Annotated in this window: 23 protein-coding genes; 4 read left to right on the top strand and 19 right to left on the bottom strand. The window is 69.2% G+C overall.

The annotated features are described in order from the left end of the window. Positions 1–16: 16 nt before the first annotated feature. Positions 17–1009, bottom strand: coding sequence for an aldo/keto reductase (locus HUJ41_RS04550; RefSeq protein WP_179873532.1), 993 nt, complete (start codon positions 1007–1009; stop codon positions 17–19). A gap of 118 nt (positions 1010–1127) precedes the next feature. Between HUJ41_RS04550 and HUJ41_RS04545 the strand changes: the two genes are divergently transcribed. Next, positions 1128–1685: a methylated-DNA--[protein]-cysteine S-methyltransferase gene (locus tag HUJ41_RS04545; protein WP_179873531.1), complete on the top strand. Its 558-nt coding sequence runs from the start codon at positions 1128–1130 to the stop codon at positions 1683–1685. Next, positions 1682–2284 (top strand): DNA-3-methyladenine glycosylase I, encoded by a 603-nt coding sequence (locus HUJ41_RS04540; RefSeq protein ID WP_179873530.1) that lies wholly within the window; start codon positions 1682–1684, stop codon positions 2282–2284. Before HUJ41_RS04545 ends, HUJ41_RS04540 begins: the two co-directional genes overlap by 4 nt. A 54-nt stretch (positions 2285–2338) precedes the next feature. On the opposite strand, the gene HUJ41_RS04535 is transcribed toward HUJ41_RS04540, so the two are convergent. The 13 genes from HUJ41_RS04535 to HUJ41_RS04475 form a co-directional block, all read right to left on the bottom strand. Continuing rightward, complete coding sequence (locus HUJ41_RS04535; RefSeq protein ID WP_224744576.1) at positions 2339–3100, bottom strand: YaaA family protein; 762 nt, start codon at positions 3098–3100, stop codon at positions 2339–2341. Then, positions 3097–3618, bottom strand: a complete 522-nt coding sequence (locus tag HUJ41_RS04530) for a P-loop nucleotide/nucleoside kinase family protein (RefSeq protein ID WP_179873528.1) — start codon at positions 3616–3618, stop codon at positions 3097–3099. Before HUJ41_RS04530 ends, HUJ41_RS04535 begins: the two co-directional genes overlap by 4 nt. Beyond that, complete coding sequence (locus tag HUJ41_RS04525; protein ID WP_152583436.1) at positions 3618–3878, bottom strand: F0F1 ATP synthase subunit epsilon; 261 nt, start codon at positions 3876–3878, stop codon at positions 3618–3620. The genes HUJ41_RS04530 and HUJ41_RS04525 overlap by 1 nt, the downstream gene beginning before the upstream one ends. 2 nt (positions 3879–3880) lie before the next feature. Beyond that, positions 3881–5344, bottom strand: a complete 1464-nt coding sequence (atpD, locus tag HUJ41_RS04520) for a F0F1 ATP synthase subunit beta (protein WP_179873527.1) — start codon at positions 5342–5344, stop codon at positions 3881–3883. Between the two features lie 67 nt (positions 5345–5411). Continuing rightward, positions 5412–6314: a F0F1 ATP synthase subunit gamma gene (locus tag HUJ41_RS04515; protein WP_179873526.1), complete on the bottom strand. Its 903-nt coding sequence runs from the start codon at positions 6312–6314 to the stop codon at positions 5412–5414. A 57-nt stretch (positions 6315–6371) separates the two neighbouring features. Continuing rightward, positions 6372–8006, bottom strand: coding sequence for a F0F1 ATP synthase subunit alpha (gene atpA / locus HUJ41_RS04510; RefSeq protein ID WP_179873525.1), 1635 nt, complete (start codon positions 8004–8006; stop codon positions 6372–6374). A gap of 63 nt (positions 8007–8069) precedes the next feature. Further along, positions 8070–8861: a F0F1 ATP synthase subunit delta gene (locus HUJ41_RS04505; RefSeq protein ID WP_179873524.1), complete on the bottom strand. Its 792-nt coding sequence runs from the start codon at positions 8859–8861 to the stop codon at positions 8070–8072. 2 nt (positions 8862–8863) lie between these two features. After that, positions 8864–9415: a F0F1 ATP synthase subunit B gene (locus tag HUJ41_RS04500; protein ID WP_179873523.1), complete on the bottom strand. Its 552-nt coding sequence runs from the start codon at positions 9413–9415 to the stop codon at positions 8864–8866. A 10-nt stretch (positions 9416–9425) separates the two neighbouring features. Further along, positions 9426–9659 (bottom strand): ATP synthase F0 subunit C, encoded by a 234-nt coding sequence (atpE, locus tag HUJ41_RS04495; RefSeq protein WP_055860391.1) that lies wholly within the window; start codon positions 9657–9659, stop codon positions 9426–9428. 57 nt (positions 9660–9716) lie between these two features. After that, a complete protein-coding gene (gene atpB, locus HUJ41_RS04490) occupies positions 9717–10511 on the bottom strand; it encodes a F0F1 ATP synthase subunit A (protein ID WP_348531841.1) in 795 nt (264 codons plus the stop codon). A gap of 131 nt (positions 10512–10642) precedes the next feature. Next, positions 10643–11104, bottom strand: a complete 462-nt coding sequence (locus tag HUJ41_RS04485) for a Cg1360 family ATP-synthase-associated protein (RefSeq protein WP_179873522.1) — start codon at positions 11102–11104, stop codon at positions 10643–10645. Beyond that, positions 11101–12285, bottom strand: a complete 1185-nt coding sequence (locus HUJ41_RS04480; RefSeq protein ID WP_179873521.1) for an MraY family glycosyltransferase — start codon at positions 12283–12285, stop codon at positions 11101–11103. Before HUJ41_RS04480 ends, HUJ41_RS04485 begins: the two co-directional genes overlap by 4 nt. Beyond that, on the bottom strand, positions 12282–12959 hold the full coding sequence (locus HUJ41_RS04475) for an L-threonylcarbamoyladenylate synthase (RefSeq protein WP_179873866.1): 678 nt from the start codon (positions 12957–12959) through the stop codon (positions 12282–12284). Before HUJ41_RS04475 ends, HUJ41_RS04480 begins: the two co-directional genes overlap by 4 nt. Positions 12960–12996: 37 nt before the next feature. Between HUJ41_RS04475 and HUJ41_RS04470 the strand changes: the two genes are divergently transcribed. Together HUJ41_RS04470 and HUJ41_RS04465 are read left to right on the top strand one after the other, a co-directional pair. Next, positions 12997–13635 carry an HAD family hydrolase gene (locus HUJ41_RS04470; protein WP_179873520.1) on the top strand — a complete coding sequence of 213 codons (639 nt, stop codon included), beginning with the start codon at positions 12997–12999 and terminating at the stop codon, positions 13633–13635. A 74-nt stretch (positions 13636–13709) separates the two neighbouring features. Continuing rightward, the gene (locus HUJ41_RS04465; protein WP_179873519.1) at positions 13710–14873 is read left to right on the top strand and encodes a N(5)-(carboxyethyl)ornithine synthase; all 1164 of its coding nucleotides are present in this window, start codon (positions 13710–13712) and stop codon (positions 14871–14873) included. Positions 14874–14890: 17 nt separating this feature from the next. Here HUJ41_RS04465 and HUJ41_RS12640 read toward each other — a convergent pair whose 3' ends face one another. From HUJ41_RS12640 to rho, 5 genes are read right to left on the bottom strand one after another with little or no spacing between them, the layout of a single operon-like run. Next, positions 14891–15292 (bottom strand): antitoxin, encoded by a 402-nt coding sequence (locus tag HUJ41_RS12640; protein ID WP_218925643.1) that lies wholly within the window; start codon positions 15290–15292, stop codon positions 14891–14893. Continuing rightward, complete coding sequence (locus HUJ41_RS04455) at positions 15289–15759, bottom strand: helix-turn-helix domain-containing protein (protein WP_179873518.1); 471 nt, start codon at positions 15757–15759, stop codon at positions 15289–15291. The genes HUJ41_RS12640 and HUJ41_RS04455 overlap by 4 nt, the downstream gene beginning before the upstream one ends. 48 nt (positions 15760–15807) lie before the next feature. After that, the gene (gene prmC, locus HUJ41_RS04450) at positions 15808–16707 is read right to left on the bottom strand and encodes a peptide chain release factor N(5)-glutamine methyltransferase (RefSeq protein ID WP_431356476.1); all 900 of its coding nucleotides are present in this window, start codon (positions 16705–16707) and stop codon (positions 15808–15810) included. Beyond that, on the bottom strand, positions 16704–17786 hold the full coding sequence (gene prfA, locus HUJ41_RS04445; RefSeq protein WP_179873517.1) for a peptide chain release factor 1: 1083 nt from the start codon (positions 17784–17786) through the stop codon (positions 16704–16706). Before prfA ends, prmC begins: the two co-directional genes overlap by 4 nt. 3 nt (positions 17787–17789) lie before the next feature. After that, positions 17790–19898: a transcription termination factor Rho gene (gene rho / locus HUJ41_RS04440; RefSeq protein ID WP_179873864.1), complete on the bottom strand. Its 2109-nt coding sequence runs from the start codon at positions 19896–19898 to the stop codon at positions 17790–17792. Between the last annotated feature and the right edge of the window lie 73 nt (positions 19899–19971).

Below are 19971 nucleotides of genomic sequence, written 5' to 3'. Positions count from 1 at the left end.
GAGGCGCGCTCCCGGGCTACGAGGAGGGCGCCGAGTGGTCGACCCCGGGCGGGAAGAGCTCGTCGATCTCGGCGAGGTCCTCGGCCGTCGGGGTCCAGGCCTGAGCGGCTGCGGCGTTCTGCGCGACCTGCTCGACGGTCGTCGCGCCGGCGATGACGCTCGCGAGAGCCGGGCGGCTCAGCAGCCAGCCGATCGTCGCCTCGAGCATCCCGATGCCGCGCGCAGCGCAGAAGACCTCGAAAGCCTCGATGCGGTCCCACGGCGCGTGCTCCACGAGGTGCGGGCGCTGCCGCATGATGCGTGTGTCGGCGGGCCCGCCCTCGCGGGAGAACTTGCCCGTGAAGAGGCCGTTGTAGAGCGGGAAGTACGGCAGGAAGCCGACGCCGAGCTCCGCGGCGGCGGGAAGCAGCTCGCAGTCGGCGCCCCGTCGCAGCAGGCTGTACTCGTTCTGGGCCGAGATGAAGCGCGGGTGGCCGTGCAGCTCGGCGAGCAGGTCGGCGCGTGCCAGCTGCCAGCCCGCGAAGTTGGAGTGGCCGATGTAGCGCACCTTGCCCGCGTCGATGAGCTCGTGCAGCGCCGCGAGGGTCTCCTCGAGCGGCGTGAGCGGGTCGGGGGTGTGGAACTGGTACAGGTCGATCGTGTCCGTCTGCAGGCGTCGAAGGCTGCCCTCGACGGCGAGGCGGACGTAGCGGCGCGCGCCCTTGGCACCCCAGTGCGGGATCGGGCTCTCGTAGTCGGCGTGCCCGAACTTGCTCGCGAGCACGACCTCGTCGCGGCGGCCCTGCAGCGCCCGACCCATCATGGTCTCGCTGCGTCCGTACTCGTACCCGTAGATGTCGGCACCGTCGAGCAGCGTGATGCCGTGGTCGAGCGCGGCGTGCAGAACACGCTCGGTGCCGTCCTGGGGCTCGGTCGCGGTGCCCGGTCGGCCGAAGTTGTTGCAGCCGAGGCCGACGGCGGAGACGCGCAGTCCGCTGCGCCCCAGGGTGCGATACGTCATGGTCGTCATGCCCCCATCCTCGCGCACGAGCCTCCGCGCTCCCTCCTCAGCCGAGCGCGCATCGGCAGCGATCCCCGTGTCTGTTTTCCGCCGGTCTCGGGATGCTCGGGGCCGTAGTCTGCTCGGTATGACCCAGCTCGACACCGCGCCCGCCCGCCTCTCCCCCGCTGAACCCTCCGTCGCAGAGCCTCCCGCCGCGAGCGCCGTCGCCCGCCTCACGACGGCCTCACCGCTCGGGCGCATCGTCGTCGAGGGCGACGGCTCGGCGATCACGCGCCTCGAGATCGAGCGCGCGGGTGCGCTCTCCACCGACGGCCTGCCCGATGCGCCCGACGACCTCACTCGCCGCGCGGTCGACCAGCTCGGCGAGTACTTCTCGGGGTCGCGGCACGACATCGACGTGCCCGTGCGGCTGACCGGCACGCCGTTCCAGCGCGCCATCTGGGAGGGCCTGCGCGCCATCCCTTTCGGTGCAACCCGCAGCTACGGCGAGCTCGGTCGTGACACCGGGCGCGCCACAGCCGGGCGGGCGGTGGGCGGCGCCGTGGGCGCCAACCCCGTGCCGCTCATCGTGCCGTGCCACCGCGTCCTCGCGAGCGATCAGCGCATCACCGGCTACAGCGCCGGAGATGGCGTGCCGACCAAGGTGTGGCTGCTCGACCACGAGGGCATCGCGCACCGATGAGCCCGGCACGCGATGTGCGCATCGCCGACGACGGGCTCGCGCGGTGCGGCTGGGTGGGCGACGATGCCGAGTACCGCCGGTACCACGACGAGGAGTGGGGCGTGGCCCTGCACGGCGACCGCGCACTCTTCGAGAAGCTCTCCCTCGAGGCCTTCCAGTCGGGGCTCTCGTGGATCACGATCCTGCGACGCAGAGAGGGCTTGCGGCACGCCTTCGCGGGCTTCGACCCCGAGACGGTCGCCGGCTTCGGCGAGGACGACGTGGAGCGCCTGCTCGCCGACGAGTCGATCATCCGCAATCGGGCGAAGATCGAGGCCACGATCGCGAACGCGCGGCTGCTCGTGACCCGCATCGCCCTCCACCCGGGCGGGCTCGACGAGCTCGTCTGGCAGCACGCCCCCGCGCCGCGCTCGACGCGCCCGGCCCAGCTCGCCGATCTGCCCGCGACCACCCCCGAGTCGGTCGCCCTCGCGCGGGCTCTCAAGGCCGTCGGCTGGCGCTTCGTGGGCCCGACCACGGCCTACGCGCTCATGCAGTCGGCCGGTCTCGTCGACGACCACATCGTCGGCTGCTGGCGCGCCGCGGCACCGCGCCCCTGATGTGCAGGCTCTGCCCTGCGGGCACTGCTGCGAGATCTGCTGCCCTGCAGGCTCTCAGGCTCGCGGCACCACGAGGTCGAGCTCGCCTGGAGCGCCCGGCCGCAGAATCCACCCGAGGTCGGCGGAGCGTGCAACGAGGCCGTCGAGGGTCGTGGGCATCGAGCCGGACTCGAGGAGCGCGCGCAGATAGCGTCCCTTGGCCGACTTGTTCGCGTGAGAGAGGGCGCGCGTGACGCCATCGTCGCCGGCAGCGACCACGCGCACGAAGCGGGCGTCATCGCGCTCGGGAATCGGCCCGAGAGCCGAGTAGGCCTCCGAGCGCAGGTCGAGAACGGGGCCGTGGCGCCGAGCGAGGATTCGCGCAATGGGGTCCGCCCAGTGGCGCGCCAGCCTGACGTCGGGCAGCCGGGAATCGTGCGAGAGGCGGTATGCCGGAATCGGGTCGTCCGCACGCAGCAGCCCGAACAGCGCTGACTGGATCACGACGTGCTCGGCAGCGCGACGGCGAGCGTCCTCGCTCCACGCCTCCACCGCGAGGGCGTCGTAGAGCACGCCGGTGTACCGCTCCAGCGCCGGCAAGGTGGCCGAACTGCGCACCTGCCGGTTGCGCTCGAGCTCGATCGAGGCCGCTCGGGCGCTGATCCGCAGGGCCCGGGTACCCGTCTCGTCGTCGGCGGACACCGCCGCGAGCTGGTCGAGCATCGACGCGCGCAGCTCGGTCAGCACCGGATAGCCCAATCGCGAGAGGGCGAGGCGCGAGCGCGGCACTCCCCCGTCCCGCTTGGTCTCCGACGGCGGCAGGAGGAGAAGGGTCACGAGCGCAGGAAGGCGATCGCTTCGGCCACGAGCGCGTCGAGCTCGGAGACGGTGTCGAGAGTGAGCCTGGGGCATGCATCGGCCGCACCCGACCAGGAGGCGTACTCGTCCAGTCGCTGCTCGACAGCGTGCCAGGTGGGTTCGGCGAGGTGCTCGAGATCGCGTCTGCGCTCGTCGAGACGACGCCGATGCAGCGCGGGGTCGCTGCACACGGTCTCGATGAAGCGAACCTCGACGCCCACGCGGTCGGCGAGCAGCACCCACTGGTCACGTGCGGGCGAGACCGCGTTGACGGCATCGACGATGATGCCCTGGCCCGCACGCAGCACGGATTCGGCGATCGTCTCCGCGACCAGGTACGCGGCTAGGCCCGTGGGTTGATAGCTCTCGATACCCGACCGCAGAATCGCCGACTCGAGCGGATCCACCGAGACCACGGGGGTGCGCAGGTGCGCCCCGAGTGCTTCCGCGACAGTGCTCTTGCCGGAGCCGGGCAGCCCGGCCATGGCGATGAGCACTAGAGCAGTTCGGCGGCGCCCGCGACGATCGTCACGGTGTTGTTCTCGACCGAGAGAAAACCATCCTCGGCGCGCGCCGTGACGACAGCGCCCTCCGTCGGCGTGATGCGCACCTCACCGGCGCCGAGAATTCCCAGCAGCGGCTCGTGACCGGGCAGGATGCCGATCTCGCCCTCGGTCGTGCGCGCGACGATCTGCTTCGCGACGCCCGACCACACTTCGCGGTCGGCGGCGACGACGCTCACCGTGAGCTCGGCCACGACTAATCGTTCTCCTTCTGGATCTGCGCCCAGCGCTCCTCGACGTCGCTGATGGTGCCGACGTTGAAGAAGGCCTGCTCGGCCACGTGGTCGTACTCGCCCTTGGCGATCGCGTCGAAGGACTCGATCGTGTCCTTGAGCGGCACCGTGGAGCCCTCGACGCCCGTGAACTTCTTCGCCATGTAGGTGTTCTGCGAGAGGAACTGCTGGATGCGGCGAGCACGGGACACCGTGATCTTGTCCTCTTCGCTGAGCTCGTCGACACCGAGGATCGCGATGATCTCCTGCAGCTCCTTGTTCTTCTGGAGGATCTGCTTGACGGTCGTCGCAACGCGGTAGTGGTCCTCACCGATGTAGAGCGGGTCGAGGATGCGGCTCGTCGACGTGAGCGGGTCGACCGCGGGATAGAGACCCTTCGAGGCGATCTCGCGGCTCAGCTCCGTCGTCGCGTCGAGGTGCGCGAAGGTCGTCGCCGGCGCCGGGTCGGTGTAGTCGTCGGCGGGCACGTAGATCGCCTGGAGCGAGGTGATCGAGTGGCCGCGCGTCGAGGTGATGCGCTCCTGGAGGATGCCCATCTCGTCTGCGAGGTTCGGCTGGTAGCCCACCGCCGAGGGCATGCGGCCGAGGAGCGTCGACACCTCGGAGCCGGCCTGCGTGAAGCGGAAGATGTTGTCGATGAACAGGAGGACGTCCTGCTTCTGCACGTCGCGGAAGTACTCGGCCATCGTGAGGGCCGAGAGGGCGACGCGGAGTCGCGTTCCCGGCGGCTCGTCCATCTGGCCGAAGACGAGGGCGGTCTTGTCGAAGACGCCCGCCTCCTCCATCTCCATGATGAGGTCGTTGCCCTCACGGGTGCGCTCGCCGACGCCCGCGAACACGGAGACACCACCGTGGTCCTGCGCGACGCGCTGGATCATCTCCTGGATGAGGACGGTCTTGCCGACGCCCGCACCGCCGAAGAGGCCGATCTTTCCACCCTGCACGTAGGGGGTGAGGAGGTCGATGACCTTGATGCCGGTCTCGAAGAGCTGCGTCTTCGACTCGAGCTGGTCGAAGGCCGGGGGCTTGCGGTGGATCGGCCAGCGCTCCGTGACCTCGATGGTCTCGCCGGGCTCAGCATTGAGCACCTCGCCGATGACGTTGAAGACCTTGCCCTTGGTCACGTCGCCCACGGGCACCGAAATCGGGGCTCCCGTGTCGCGCACCTCCTGGCCGCGGACGAGACCGTCGGTCGGCTTGAGCGCGATCGCACGGATCAGGTCGTCACCCAGGTGCTGCGCGACCTCGAGGGTCAGCGTCGTGGTCTCCTCGCCGATCGTGATGTCGGTCTTGAGGGCGTGGTAGATGCCCGGGATCGCGTCGTGGGGGAACTCGATGTCGACGACGGGGCCCGTCACGCGGGCGACGCGGCCGACGCCGTGCACGGCGGTGTCTCCGGCGGGCTTCTTCTTGGTTGCGGTAGCCATGAGCTCTCTTTCTGTACGAATAGTGTCTAGTGCACTGTGCTGTCTGGTGAACGCGTCCTCGCCGCGTTCACTTAGCCGAGCTCAGGGCGTCTGCGCCGCCCACGATCTCGGAAATCTGCTGGGTGATCTCCGCCTGGCGCGCGTTGTTCGCCAGTCGGGTGTAGTCGAGGATGAGCTTGTCGGCGTTGTCGCTCGCCGACTTCATCGCCTTCTGGCGGGCGGCGTGCTCCGAGGCGGCCGACTGCAGCATGGCGTTGAAGATGCGGCTCTCGATGTAGACCGGCAGGAGGCCGTCGAGCACCTGGTCGACCTCGGGCTCGAACTCGTAGAGCGGGAGGATCTCGGCGTCGCCGGGCTCGTCGACGCCGTCGACGACCTCGAGCGGGAGCACGCGGACGATCTCGGGCACCTGCGAGACGAGATTGACGAAGCGGTTGTAGACGATGTGGATCTCGTCCACGCCCTCGCCGCCCTCGCCGCCGGCGATGAACGCGTCGACAAGAGTGTCGGCGATGTCCTTGGCCGTCGAGAACTCGGGTTGATCGGTGTTGCCCGTCCACTCCTTGGCCGCGGCACGGCGGCGGAACGCGAAGTACTGCACGGCCTTGCGCCCCACGAGGTAGTTGACGACCTCTTTGCCCTCATCCTCGAGAAGGGTGCGCAGCTCGTTCGCCTCGCGGATCACCTGCGAGGAGAACGCCCCGGCCAGTCCGCGGTCGGAGGAGAACACGACCACGGCAGCGCGCGTCGGCTTCTCGCGCTCCGTCGTGAGCACGTGGTCGACGTTCGAGTACGTCGCGACGGCCGAGACGGCGCGCGTCACCGCGCGGGCGTACGGCGCCGAGGCGGCCATGCGCGCCTGAGCCTTCTGAATCCGCGAGGCGGAGATGAGCTCCATCGCGCGCGTGATCTTCTTGGTCGTCTGGGCAGAACGAATCTTCTGCCGGTAGACCCGAAGTTGCGCTCCCATGTGTGTCGTCTTTCCTTAGGTGTCGTCGTGTGGCCGGTCGCGTCTCGAGCAGGGGCTCTAGCGCTTCCTCCGCACGATCTTCTCCTGGTTGATGTCGGCTTCCTCGGTCTCGTCGAACTCCTCGGAGCCGGCCTGCACGCCGTCGGCGCCGCCGCCCTGGAACTCTTCGAGGAAGGAATCGATGGCCTTCTCGAGCTCGCCCTCGGTCTTCTCGTCGAGCACGTTGGACTCGCGCAGGGTCGTGAGGATTTCGGTGTTCCGCTGCAGGTGGTCGAGCAGCTCGCGCTCGAAGCGCAGAACGTCGGTGAGCGCGATCGAGTCGAGCTTGCCCTTCGTGCCGGCCCAGATCGAGACGACCTGCTCCTCGACGGGGTACGGCGAGTACTGCGGCTGCTTGAGCAGCTCGGTGAGTCGCGCGCCGCGAGACAGCTGGCGGCGGCTCGTCGCGTCGAGGTCGGAGGCGAACATCGCGAAGGCCTCGAGCGAGCGGTACTGCGCGAGCTCGAGCTTGAGCGTGCCGGAGACTTTCTTGATGCTCTTGACCTGAGCGTCACCACCGACGCGCGACACCGAGATGCCGACGTCGACCGCGGGGCGCTGGTTCGAGTTGAAGAGGTCGGACTGCAGGAAGATCTGACCGTCCGTGATCGAGATGACGTTGGTGGGGATGTAGGCCGAGACGTCGTTCGCCTTCGTCTCGATGATCGGGAGCCCCGTCATCGACCCTGCACCGAGCTCGTCCGAGAGCTTCGCGCAGCGCTCGAGCAGACGGGAGTGCAAGTAGAAGACGTCACCGGGGTACGCCTCGCGACCCGGCGGGCGACGCAGGAGGAGCGAGACCGCGCGGTAGGCCTCGGCCTGCTTCGAGAGGTCGTCGAAAATGATGAGGACGTGCTTGCCGCCGTACATCCAGTGCTGGCCGATGGCCGAGCCCGTGTAGGGGGCGAGGTACTTGAAGCCGGCGGGGTCGGAGGCAGGAGCCGCGACGATCGTCGTGTACTCCATCGCGCCGGCCTCTTCGAGCGCGCCCTTGACGGCGGCGATCGTGGAGCCCTTCTGGCCGATCGCGACGTAGATGCAGCGCACCTGCTTGTTCGTGTCGCCCGACTCCCAGTTGGCCTTCTGGTTGATGATCGTGTCGACCGCGATCGCCGTCTTGCCGGTCTGCCGGTCGCCGATGATGAGCTGACGCTGGCCACGACCCACGGGGATCATGGCGTCGATCGCCTTGATGCCGGTCTGCAGGGGCTCGTGCACGCTCTTGCGCTGCATGACGCCGGGAGCCTGCAGCTCGAGCGCGCGACGGCCCTCGTCGGCGATGTCGCCGAGGCCGTCGATGGGGGCACCGAGCGGATCGACGACGCGGCCGAGGTAGCCGTCGCCAACGGGGACGGAGAGGACCTCGCCCGTGCGGGTGACCTCCATGCCTTCGACGATGCCGGAGAACTCGCCGAGGACGACGACACCGATCTCGCTCTCGTCGAGGTTCTGCGCGAGACCGAGCGTGCCGTCCGAGAAGCGGATGAGCTCGTTGGCCATCACGCCGGGCAGCCCCTCGACGTGCGCGATGCCGTCAGCGGCATCGACCACGCGGCCGACCTCGGTCGCAGCGGCGGCTCCGGGAGCGTAGTCGCGCGCGAACTTCTTGAGCGCGTCGCGGATCTCGTCCGGGCTGATCGAAAGTTCTGCCATGTTCTTCCCTTTTCGTTCGCAGCCCCGACTCTGCGGGGCTCCGTCTGGTGTTCTCGAGCGGACCTAGCCGGCCAGTCGAAGTGTGAGTTCTGCCAGGCGTGCAGCGACGCTGCCGTCGATCACGTCGTCGCCGACCTGAACGCGGACCCCGCCGACGAGCGCGGGATCGATGACCTGGTTGAGGGTGTGGTCGCGGCCGTAGCGCTCTCGCAGCATGGCTCCGACAGATGCGCGCTGCTCATCGCTCAACGGACGAGCCACGCTCACCGTGGCGATGCCCTTGCCGAACGAGTCGGCGACGATCGCCGCGCCCGTGCGCACGAGCTCCCCGATGCGGCGGCCGCGGGGCTGCTGCACGAGGTGGCCGGCGATCGCGACGGCCTGCGCGCTCGCACCGCCGGCGAGCAGGCTCTCCACGAGCGACTGCTTGCCCTCGGCCGAGCCGCGCTTGCTGCCGAGCGCGAGCTCGAGCTCAGCATCCGACGCGACAGCGGAACCGAACGAGAACAGCTCCGCCTCGAGGCCCGCATCAGCCGACGTCGACGACGCCACCGCGCGGATGCCGATCTCTTCGAGGCCGGCGAGGAACTCCTCGGCAGTGGACCAGCGCTGCTGGGCCATGGCGGTGAGGAGGGCGAGCGCCGCGGGCGAAAGGTTGCCGAAGAGGGCCGAGAGCAGTGCTCCCTTGTCCTCCGGCGATGCCGAGGGGTCGGTGAGCGCACTCTGCAACTGCGTCGATGTGCCGATCGTGCGCGACGCCGCGAGCAGCTGCTCGCCCGTCGTCAGATCGACGCCCTTCGTGGCGGCGAGTGCCGAGCGTGCCGCCTCGAGTGCGCTTCGCGTCGCAGAGCCCATCGCTACTTCGCCGCCTTCTCTGACTGCTCGAGGTCGGCGAGGAAGCGGTCCACGAGCGCCGTGGCCTTCTTGTCGTCCGCGAGGGACTCCCCGATGACACCGCTCGCAAGGTCGATCGCGAGCGAGCCGACCTCTGAGCGCAGCGAGACGAGTGCCGCCTGGCGCTCGGCCTCGATCTGGGCCTGCGCCGTCGCGGTGATGCGCGCGGCCTCGGTCGAGGCCTGCTCCTTGAGCTCGGCGAGGATCGCGCCGCCGTCGACGCGGGCCTGCTCGCGAATCTTCGCGGCCTCGGCGCGCGCTTCGGCGAGCATCGCGTTGTACTTCTCGAGTGCTTCCTTGGCCTCGGCCTGGGCCGACTCCGCCTGCTCGATGCCGCCCTCGATCTTGGCGGCGCGCTCGTCGAGCATCTTCTGCATGCGCGGAAGGACGACCTTCCAGAACAGCAGCAGGACGAGCGCGAACGGAATGATCGAGTAGACGATGTCGTACCACGCCGGGATGAGGGGGTTGACGTCCTCCCCCGGTTCCGCCGCAATGACGAGTTCAGTGAGCATGAAGTGAGCCTTAGACGAAGATGAAGTAGGTCGCGATGCCGATGAACGCGAGCGCCTCGGTGAAGGCGATACCGATGTACATGAGCACGGTCAGGCGACCCTGCAGCTCGGGCTGGCGGGCGACCGACTCGATCGTCTTGCCGACGACGATGCCCACGCCGATGGCCGGGCCGATGGCGGCCAGGCCGTAGCCGACGGTCGCGATGTTGCCGTTAATCTCGGCGAGAACGGTGTTTGCGTCCACGAGGGGTGTTTCCTTCCGGTGAGGGACGAGCCGAGCGGCTGCCCGGCTCTTGCGTTGTTAGTGCTCGTCCGCCAGCGCGAGCTGGAGGTAGACAGCGGTGAGAAGAGTGAAGACGTAGGCCTGGAGCAGCGAGACGAGGATCTCGAAGAACGTGAACACGATGCCGAATGCCTGCGTTCCGACGCCCGCGATGATCCACCACCCACCGAGGTCGACCATGAAGAAGGCGGAGGCCGAGAAGAACAGCACGAGCAGCAGGTGACCCACGACCATGTTCATGAGCAGTCGCAGCGTGAGCGTGACGGGGCGCAGCACGAACATGGAGACGAGCTCGATGGGCGTCACGATGATGTAGAGCGGCCACGGCACGCCGGGCGGGAAGAGCGCGTTGCGGAAGAACGCCACGGGATGCTTGCGCAGCCCCGCGTAGACGAAAGCGATGTACGAGGCCGCGGCGAGCACGAGCGGCAGGCCGATCACGGAGGTTCCCGCGATGTTGATGCCCGGCACGATGCCGGTGAGGTTGAGGAACAGCACGAGGAAGAAGATCGTCGTGAGAAGCGGCAGGAACCGCTTGCCGTCGACCTTGCCGAGCAGGTCTTCCGCGATGTTGATGCGCACGAAGTCGAGCGCCATCTCGATCGTGCCCTGGAAGCGGCCGGGCACGATGCTCATGCGGCGCGTGCCGAGCCAGAACATGAGGATGAGGAGCCCCGCGATGACGAGCCGCAGCAGCATGATGCGGTCGATCTGGAAGAACTCGTTGCCTTCGAAGAAGATGGCCGGAGGGAAGAAGTCACCGATCGAGGGACCACTGAACTCCGGCCCGTCCGAACCGTCAACGGTCGTCACTGGCAGGAACGGGATCAGGGCGGCAGCGCTCAGGGGAGTCTCCAGAATCGGGGCATCACGGGGTCATGACGCGGCGATCGGCATCGATAGCTCCACCCTACCAACAGTTGGAGCGCCCAGCCGAATCGAGGTCAGCGCTCCGAGGAACCCGGCAGGGTGATGTCGCTCACGTAGGGTACGCGACCGCGCGACACAGCCACGAGGTCGGTCACGAGACCGCCGAGCACGGCGATCACGAGGGTCACGAAGAGCACGACGGGGTCGATGAAGGAGGCCTCGCGCAGGGTGAACACGAGCACCAGGAAGACGACGAACTTGAGCAGCCAGGCGCCGAGCACGAGGGCGAAGAACACGGGCGAGAGCAGGTCGCCCTTCGTGATCCGGTCGGCCAGCAGGATGCTCACGGCCGTCACGGCGAGGAAGACGAACCCCATGCCGGCGCCGATGAGCGCGCTCAGGAGGCCGGGCAGCTCGCTCACGAGTGCGCCGACCACGCTGCCGACGACGGCGATCGCCGCGAACAGGCTCGCGCCGTAGACGAGGGAGAGCCGCAGGACGGGCGCGGCGCTCGAGCGAGGAGGTGTCGTGGTCATCGGGGTGTCTCCGCGGGGGTCGTGGTGGTCGTGGTGTCATCGTCGGTCATCGCATCCGCGTCGAGCGAGTCGGCGTCGTAGGACTCCACGGCGCGCCGCTTCTCACGCGTGAGGGGGGCGAGCGTCACGAAGGCGCACGCGATGAGGCCCACGATGATCGCGGTGAGCGCCCACCACCAGGCGACGAACATGAACAGGAGGGTGCCGATCGCCACGACTGCCGTCCACGCGTAGAAGATGAGGACGGCGTGCAGGTGCGAGTGGCCCATGTCGAGCAGCCGATGGTGAAGGTGCTTGCGGTCGGCGCTGAACGGCGACTTGCCGGCGCGCAGGCGGCGCAGCACGGCGAGGCCGAAGTCGAGCAGCGGCACGACGAGCACGGCGAACGGCAGCAGGATCGGGATGAAGGCGGGCAGCAGCTGACCTGCGTCGACCGCGGCAGGGTTGATCTGGCCCGTCACGGTGACGGTGGAGACGGCGAGCAGGAGCCCGACCACGAGCGCTCCCCCGTCGCCCATGAAGATCTTCGCGGGGTGCCAGTTGAAGGGCAGGAACCCGGCGACGGCCCCCAGCAGCACGGCCATGAGCAGCGAGGCGAGGTTGAACGCGGTCTGCGAAGTGTTGATCGCCAGCAGGTAGCTGTAGATGAAGAAGACGCCACCGGCGAGGAGCGTGACGCCGGCGACGAGGCCGTCGAGACCGTCGATGAAGTTGACGGCGTTCATGACGAGCACGACGGCGAGCACGGTGATGATGAGGGAGAGGTTGGGCGAGAGGATCGTGATGCCGCCGATGGGCAGGGAGAGGATCTGCACGCCCGCCCAGGCGAGGAACCCGCCGACGAGCAGCTGCCCGGCGAGCTTGGTGAGCCAGTCGAGATCGTAGAGGTCGTCGACGACGCCGATGGTGAGCATGACGAGAGCGCCGACCACAATCGCGAGCAGCGGGAAGGGGTCGGCGTAGACGAGGCGGAACCAGCTGATCTGGGAGGCGGCGGCGAGGGCGACGAGAATGCCGACGACGATGGCGATGCCGCCGAGTCGGGGGGTGGGCGTCGTGTGCACATCCCGATCGCGGATGCCCGGATAGATCTTGAAGCGATGGCCCAGCCGCAGCACCGCCCACGAGGCCCCGAAGCTCACGACGGCCGCGATGAGCCCGACGAGCACGTAGAAGGTCACGCCAGGCGCTCCGTGCCGACGACGCGCGCGATCTCCTCGGCGGAGATGACGCCCTGCCGCAGGATGCGCAGCCTGCCCTCGGGCAGGTGGAGGCTCGTCGCGTCGACAATGGTCGACCCGGGGTCAGCACCGTCAGCGGGCGGCGCCCCGACCTCGCCGGCGTCGAGGTAGACGCTCACGCGATCGCCGAGCATGGCCTGTGCCTCGGCAGCGGTGCGGGCAGCCGGTTCACCGCTGATGTTGGCGCTCGAGACGGCCAGCGGGCCCGTGTCGGCGAGCAGATTCAGGGTGTAGCGATTGTCGGGCATCCTCAAGGCGACCGTTCCGCGTGTCTCGCCCAGATCCCACGCGAGCGATTCGCGCGCCTCGACGATGACGGTGAGGCCGCCGGGCCAGAACTCCTTGACGAGCGCGGTCACCTCGTCGGGCACCGTCTCGGCGAGAGCTGCGAGAGTCGGGATGCCCGGGATGAGGACGGGAGGCGGGGCGTCCCGCCCGCGCTCCTTGGCGTCGAGGAGGCGCTGCACGGCTTCAGCGCGGAAGGCGTCGGCGGCGACCCCGTAGACCGTGTCGGTCGGCAGGACGACGAGCTCGCCGCGTCCGATGGCGCCGCGCGCGGCCCGCAGACCCTCGAGGAGTTCGCTCTCGTTCGAGCAGTCGTACACCGTGGCCATGATGCCTCTCATCGTAGTAGGGCAGACTGGCGCTCTCATGAGCCTGCTGTTCCTCTTCGACATGGACGACGTTCTGTACGACTACGACTGGCGGGCGCGCATGGCGTCGCTCACGGAGCGCAGCGGGCACGACCTCGCCGAGCTGCGCCGGCGCTGGTGGATCAACGGGCTCGAGTGGCGGGCCGAGGCGGGCGACCCCGCCGATGCGCACGAGTACCTGTCGAGCGTGTGCGCCGCGATCGGCGCGGAGGTGTCGCGCGAGGACTGGGTGCGCTACCGCGCCGAGGCGACGACAGCGCGGCCCGACGAGCTCGACGCCGTGCGGCGCGCCGCCGAGCTCGGCACAGTCGCGCTGCTGACCAACAACGGCATCCTCATCCACGAGCACCTGCACGAGGTCGCCGCCGAGCTCGTCGACATCATGGGCGGCGACAACCTGCACGCGAGCGCCTTCTTCGGCGCGCGCAAGCCCGACCCGGTCGTCTTCGAGCGCGCGATGGCGCACTACGGCGCGGTCGCCGAGAGCACCTTCTTCACGGATGACCGGCTCGAGAACGTCGAGGGCGCCCAGTCGCTCGGCATCACCGCGCACCACTACCGCGATGCGGCCGGCCTGCTCGCGGCCATCGAGGCCTTCGCCGCGGAGCGCGAAGCCGCCGCCGAGCGTCGGCCCTGACTTGGGGCCGTGGCTCGGGGCTCTGGCTCGGGGCTCTGGCGCGGGGCCCTTACGGCGGAGCCTAGGCTTCAGGCATGACCCCTCCCGATGCCTCCTCCGAGCTGCTGCGCCTCGGTGTGATGGCGACATCGCGCAAGGCCGATGAGCGACGCCTGCCGATCCACCCCGCGCACGTCGAGCGCATCGATGCCGACCTGCGGGCGCGCATGTTTCTCGAGCGCGGCTACGGCGCCCGCTTCGGTGTCGCCGATGCCGAGCTCGAGCCCCTCGTGGGCGGCATGCTCGATCGGGCGGAGATCTTCGATCGGGCCGACGTCGTTCTGCTACCCAAGCCGCAGGCCTCCGACGTGCAGGCCTTGCGCGAGGGCCAGGTGCTGTGGGGCTGGCCGCACTGTGTGCAGGATCCCGAGATCACGCAGCTCGCCATCGACAAGAGCCTCACCCTCATCGCGTGGGAGGCCATGAACCACTGGCGCAGCGACGGCAGCTTCGGCCTGCACGTCTTCCACAAGAACAACGAGCTCGCCGGGTACTGCTCCGTCATCCACGCCCTGCAGCTGTGCGGCTCGACGGGCGACTACGGCCGCCGCCTGACCGCGATCGTGATCGGCTTCGGGGCGACCGCACGCGGTGCCGTGACCGCGCTCAATGCGCACGGCGTCCACGATGTGCGCGTGCTCACGAATCGCGACATCGCCGCCGTCAGCTCACCGATCCCGTCGGTCGACATCGTGCAGTTCGAGCATGACGACGCCTCCCCCTCCGCGAGCACCGTGAACACCGATGAGGGGCCGGTCGCCCTGCCCGAGTACCTGGCGAAGAACGACATCGTCGTCAACTGCACGCTGCAGGACCCGAATGCACCGCTGACGTACCTGCGCCTCGACGATCTCGGCGCCTTTCGCCCCGGGAGCCTCATCGTCGACGTCTCGATCGACGAGGGCATGGGATTCAGCTGGGCGAGGCCGACGTCCTTCGCCGACCCGATGTTCACGGTCGGCGACTCGACGAACTACTACGCGGTGGACCACACCCCCACGCTGCTCTGGAACTCGGCGACCTGGGAGATCAGCGAGGCGCTCATGCCGTTCCTCCGAACCGTGATGGAGGGGCCGGCGTCGTGGGCCGAGTCCGACACCATCCGACGCGCGATCGAGATCGAGGATGGCCGCGTGCGCAACGAGGCGATCCTGACGTTCCAGGGGCGGTCGACGGAATACCCGTACCCGACAGCCTGAGGGCGTCCCCACCCACGTCAGGGCGATGCAGAGTCGAGTAGTCGCGTGACGATCTCGGGGATGCGAACAGTGACTGCCGCCCAGAAGAGGTCGTCGTTCATGCCGACATAGCCTGCGTGCGCGGCAATGATCCGCGTCGCCTTGATCGCAGTGACTTCGTCCGGAGTCAGCCGCTCGGCGAGTGCCGCGAACTCGGACCGCTCGAGCAGCGCCGCGAGACGGATGACGACCATGCTCGCCACGTCGTAGTGGGGCGCTCCCTCCGCGAACGACTCGCGACCCGCCTTGATGACGGACTCGCATCGTTGCTGGATGCGCTGCAGCTCGTCGCGAACATTCTGCGCGTCCGTGCGCGAGCGTCGATCAGTGTCGCTTCGTGGCCGCGGCTCGAAGCGGCGCGAGTCGCCCGCGTCGCTCATAGTGCAACGGCCTCGAGCGTCGCCTCGGCGGCCTGAGGAGAGCCCGCAGTGTCCGTGACCACGTCGACCGGGAACCCGGTCAAGGCGCGCACCTCCTCGCCGAACAGCGCCAGGTCGAAGAGGTCGACGCGCGGGCCAGGCGACACGAGGAGGTCGATGTCGCTGTCGAAGTGGTCTTCTCCGCGGACAGTCGAGCCGAACACCCGAACCCTCTCGATCCCCCGCCGTGCCGCGATCGCGGTGATCTGATCGGCGAAGTCGGCAAGGGGCAGTGACGGGCGATAGTCGGCCGCACGCAGCACTCTCTCGAGCATCTCGTCTGACGCCGCACGCGTGCCCTTCTCCATCTGCGCGAGACTCGGCTGGCTGATACCGGCGCGGCGCGCCAGCTCGCTCTGGGTGAGCCCAGCGTCGAGTCGAGCCCGACGAATGAGCTCGCCCGGCTGAGTCGTGAAGAAGCGAGCCATACGGTGAATATATCACCGCGCTATATCTCCGAAAAGAGGATGCCCTGCTCAGCGGGTGGCGGTCGTGGCGCGGTCGCGGCCGAGGAGGTCGCGGTGGTGGGCGATCGCGCTCCAGCCGTCGGCGCGCAGGAGCGCGGCGATGTCGGCGGCCTGCAGCTCGCCGTGCTCGAGCACGAGCGTGCCGCCGGGGTGCAGCAGGCGACGGGCCGTCGTCGAGACCGCGCGCACAGCATCCAGCCCGTCCTCTCCCCCGTACAGCGCGTGCGCGGGGTCGAACAGGCGCACCTCGGGGTCGCGCGGCACCGCGTCGCGGGGAATGTACGGGGGGTTGGAGGCGACGACGTCGACGGTGCCGTCGAGCTCCGGCAGAGCATCCGCGAGGTCGGCGAAGACCGTGCGCACGCGGTCGTCTCCCCAGCGGCGCACATTGCGGTTCGTCCAGACGAAGGCGGCGGGCGAGTTCTCGACGGCGACGACGCGCGCGTGCGGCACCTCGACCGCGAGGGCGAGGGCGATCGCTCCGCTGCCCGAGCCGAGGTCGACGGCGAGCGGCAGCGGGGAGGCAACTGTCACGAGGGCGTCGATCGCGTGCTGCACGACCTGCTCGGTCTCGGGCCGCGGCACGAAGACACCGGGGCCAACCTCGAGCTCGAGGGTGCGGAAGCCCGCGCGACCCGTGATGTGCTGCACGGGCTCGCGGCTCGCACGGCGCTCGATCGACTCGGCGATGATCATGCGCTGCTCGGCGTCGAGGGGCGCGGCGATGAGCGCCTTCGCCTGCACCTGGCCGCGACTGAACCCGAGCACATGGCCGATGAGCAGGTCGGCGTCAGCCTCCGGAGTCGGGATGCCCGCCTCGCGCAAGCGGTCGATCGCGTCGGCACGCACAGCGGCGAGATCGGGGGCCAGCGCCGGCCCGGCGGTCGTGCTCACGTCGCGATCGCTCACGCCGTCTCGTCGCCGAGAGCGGCCAGGCGGGCCTCCTCATCAGCGGCGATGCACGACTCGATGACGGGGCCGAGGGCACCGTTCATGACGGCGTCGAGATTGTAGGCCTTGAACCCCGTGCGGTGGTCGGCGATGCGGTTCTCGGGGAAGTTGTAGGTGCGGATGCGCTCCGAGCGGTCCATGCCGCGAATCTGGCTCTTGCGGGCGTCGCTCGCGAGAGCATCCCGCTCCTCCTGCTGCTTCGCGAGGATGCGCGCGCGCAGGACGCGCATGGCGGCCTCGCGGTTCTGGATCTGGCTCTTCTCGTTCTGCATCGACACGACGATGCCCGTCGGCAGGTGCGTGATGCGCACGGCCGAGTCGGTCGTGTTGACCGACTGGCCGCCGGGGCCGGAGGAGCGGAAGACGTCGATCTTCAGGTCGTTCTGGTTGATGTCGACCTCTTCGGGCTCATCCACCTCGGGGAAGACGAGCACGCCCGTCGTCGACGTGTGGATGCGGCCCTGCGACTCCGTCGCGGGCACGCGCTGAACCCGGTGCACGCCGCCCTCGTACTTCATGCTCGCCCACACGCCCTGGGCCGGATCGGTCGAGGTCGACTTGATCGCCGCCTGCACGTTCTTGTACCCGCCCATGTCGCTCGACGTCGAGTCGAGCAGCTCGACCTTCCAGCCGCGCGACTCCGCGTAGTACGTGTACATGCGCAGGAGGTCGGCCGCGAAGAGCGCCGACTCCTCGCCGCCCTCGCCGCCCTTGATCTCCATGATCACGTCGCGCCCGTCGTCGGGGTCGCGGGGGATGAGCAGGCGGCGCAGGTTCTCGGTGCGGTCGACGAGCTCCGTCTCGAGCGCGGGAACCTCGGCAGCGAAGGCCTCGTCGTCCTTCGCGAGCTCGCGGGCCGCGGCGAGGTCCTCCCCCGCCTGCTGCCAGTGCTCGTGCGCCGACACGATGCGGCTGAGCTCGGCGTACCGGCGGTTGAGCTTCTTCGAGCGCGACGGGTCGGCGTGCACCGCCGGGTCCGCGAGCTGGTTCTGTAGCTCGCGGTGCTCGGCGATGAGCGCGTCGACGGATTCGAACACGGCTTAGTCGACCTTGTGCGCGCCCGCCGCCGGCAGAGACTTCTGCACGGCGACGAGGAACTCGACGTTCGAGCCCGTCTCGCGCAGCTTGCCGAGCACCATGTCGAGCGACTGCTGGGTGTCGAGGCTCGCGAGCGCGCGGCGCAACTGCCACGTGACCTTGACCTCGTCGGCGCCGAGGAGCATCTCCTCGCGGCGCGTCCCCGAGGCCGAGATGTCGACGGCCGGGAAGATGCGCTTGTCGGCGAGCTGACGCGAGAGGCGCAGCTCCATGTTGCCGGTGCCCTTGAACTCCTCGAAGATCACTTCGTCCATCTTCGAGCCGGTCTCGACGAGTGCGGTCGCGAGGATCGTGAGCGAACCGCCGTCCTCGATGTTGCGCGCGGCGCCGAAGAAGCGCTTCGGCGGGTACAGCGCGGCCGAGTCGACGCCGCCCGAGAGGATGCGCCCGCTCGTCGGCGCCGTCACGTTGTACGCGCGGCCCAGGCGGGTGATCGAGTCGAGCAGCACGACGACGTCGTGGCCCAGCTCGACGAGGCGCTTGGCGCGCTCGATCGCGAGCTCGGCGACCGTCGTGTGATCCTCGGCGGGCCGATCGAAGGTCGAGGCGATGACCTCGCCCTTGACCGAGCGCTGCATGTCGGTGACCTCTTCGGGCCGCTCGTCGACGAGCACGACCATGAGGTGCGCCTCGGGGTTGTTCTTCGCGATCGCGTTGGCGATGGCCTGCAGCACGAGCGTCTTACCCGCCTTGGGGGGCGAGACGATGAGGCCGCGCTGGCCCTTGCCGATGGGTGCGACGAGGTCGATGATGCGCGTGGAGAGCATCGTCGGGTCGGTCTCGAGACGCAGTCGCTCGGTCGGGTACAGCGGAGTGAGCTTGCTGAACTCGACGCGCGCACCGGCCTCCTCGATCGTCTGGCCGTTGATCGAATCGACGCGCACGAGCGCGTTGTACTTCTGACGCCCCTGGTTCTCACCCTCGCGCGGCTGGCGGATGGCGCCGACGACGGCGTCGCCCTTGCGCAGCTGGTACTTCTTGACCTGGCCGAGCGAGACGTAGACGTCGCTCGGGCCCGGCAGGTAGCCGGTCGTGCGCACGAACGCGTAGTTGTCGAGAACGTCGAGGATGCCCGCCACGGGGATGAGCACGTCGTCGTCACTCACCTCGGGCTCGGCGTCGTCGCCACCCGGGCCGCGACCGCGCTTGCGGTCACGCCCGCGACCGCGACCGCGGCCCTCGGAGTCCTGGTCGGCACGCTCAGAGCGCTCGGGGCCCTTGGTGCCGCCCTGGTTCTGGTTGCCCTGGTTGTTCTGGTTGCCCTGGTTGCCGCGGCCCTGGTTGCCGTCGTCCTGGCCGCCGTCGCCCTGGCCGCCCTTGGCAGCCTGGTTCTGGTTGCCCTGGTTGCCGCCGCGACCACGGCCGCCGCGCGCGCCGCCATCGGCGCCGTCGCCCTCGGAGCGCTCGCCACCGCGATTGCGGCTGCGGCCACGGCCGCGACCGCGACCGCCCTGCGAGGAGTCCTCGCCGTCGGCATCGTCGCCCTGGGTCTTGTCGGACTGCTCGGCCTTCGCGGACTGCTGGGTCTTGTCGGACTGCTCGGCCTTGTCGGACTGCTCGGCCTTCGCGGACTGCTGGCTCTTGTCAGACTGCTCGGCCTTCGCGGGCTGCTCGGCGGCCGCCTGCGGCGTGACCGTGTCGGTCGTCGCGCGGCGCGAGGAGCGACGCCGCGGTGCGGCCTCCTCGGCTGCCGGCGCGCTCGTTGCCGCCTGCTCGGACGTCTCCGCCGCTGGTGCGGTCTGCTCCGGCTGGTTGGCCGCGGGCGCGGCCTGCGTCGACTGGTCGGCCGCCTGAGCGGCCTCGGTTGACGCGCCGCTAGCGGAGTCGTTCGGCGAGCTGTTCTGGATGGCGGCCACGAGGTCTCCCTTGCGCAGTTTGGACACACCGGGGATGCCTCGCTCGGTCGCCAGACGCTGAAGGTCGGCGAGCTTGAGCGTGGTCAGATCGGTGGGGGTGCCCGTCGCAGACGACGGTGCTGTGGAATCGGTCACGGGGTTCAGGTTCCTTTCGTCTCCACTGGCGAGGAAGCGCTCAGGGAGGATGCTCTGCATTGAGCCCCCTCGATCGAGACGCGACGCGAGGAAGAAACCGGTGACGGTGTCGTTCACGCGTGGCGCGTACGAG

Origin of the sequence: Microcella indica (genome assembly GCF_013414345.1) — a bacterium.
GTDB lineage: Bacteria > Actinomycetota > Actinomycetes > Actinomycetales > Microbacteriaceae > Microcella > Microcella indica.
This window is presented reverse-complemented; position numbering and strand designations above follow the sequence as displayed.

What these genes read in the sequence shown, in the direction of transcription:
- HUJ41_RS04550 (WP_179873532.1), bottom strand. Translation starts at nt 1,009, where the DNA reads ATGACGACCATGACGTATCGCACCCTGGGGCGCAGCGGACTGCGCGTC.
- HUJ41_RS04545 (WP_179873531.1), top strand. Translation starts at nt 1,128, where the DNA reads ATGACCCAGCTCGACACCGCGCCCGCCCGCCTCTCCCCCGCTGAACCC.
- HUJ41_RS04540 (WP_179873530.1), top strand. Translation starts at nt 1,682, where the DNA reads ATGAGCCCGGCACGCGATGTGCGCATCGCCGACGACGGGCTCGCGCGG.
- atpD (WP_179873527.1), bottom strand. Translation starts at nt 5,344, where the DNA reads ATGGCTACCGCAACCAAGAAGAAGCCCGCCGGAGACACCGCCGTGCAC.
- HUJ41_RS04515 (WP_179873526.1), bottom strand. Translation starts at nt 6,314, where the DNA reads ATGGGAGCGCAACTTCGGGTCTACCGGCAGAAGATTCGTTCTGCCCAG.
- atpA (WP_179873525.1), bottom strand. Translation starts at nt 8,006, where the DNA reads ATGGCAGAACTTTCGATCAGCCCGGACGAGATCCGCGACGCGCTCAAG.
- HUJ41_RS04505 (WP_179873524.1), bottom strand. Translation starts at nt 8,861, where the DNA reads ATGGGCTCTGCGACGCGAAGCGCACTCGAGGCGGCACGCTCGGCACTC.
- HUJ41_RS04500 (WP_179873523.1), bottom strand. Translation starts at nt 9,415, where the DNA reads ATGCTCACTGAACTCGTCATTGCGGCGGAACCGGGGGAGGACGTCAAC.
- HUJ41_RS04485 (WP_179873522.1), bottom strand. Translation starts at nt 11,104, where the DNA reads ATGACCACGACACCTCCTCGCTCGAGCGCCGCGCCCGTCCTGCGGCTC.
- HUJ41_RS04475 (WP_179873866.1), bottom strand. Translation starts at nt 12,959, where the DNA reads ATGGCCACGGTGTACGACTGCTCGAACGAGAGCGAACTCCTCGAGGGT.
- HUJ41_RS04470 (WP_179873520.1), top strand. Translation starts at nt 12,997, where the DNA reads ATGAGCCTGCTGTTCCTCTTCGACATGGACGACGTTCTGTACGACTAC.
- HUJ41_RS04465 (WP_179873519.1), top strand. Translation starts at nt 13,710, where the DNA reads ATGACCCCTCCCGATGCCTCCTCCGAGCTGCTGCGCCTCGGTGTGATG.
- HUJ41_RS12640 (WP_218925643.1), bottom strand. Translation starts at nt 15,292, where the DNA reads ATGAGCGACGCGGGCGACTCGCGCCGCTTCGAGCCGCGGCCACGAAGC.
- HUJ41_RS04455 (WP_179873518.1), bottom strand. Translation starts at nt 15,759, where the DNA reads ATGGCTCGCTTCTTCACGACTCAGCCGGGCGAGCTCATTCGTCGGGCT.
- rho (WP_179873864.1), bottom strand. Translation starts at nt 19,898, where the DNA reads ATGCAGAGCATCCTCCCTGAGCGCTTCCTCGCCAGTGGAGACGAAAGG.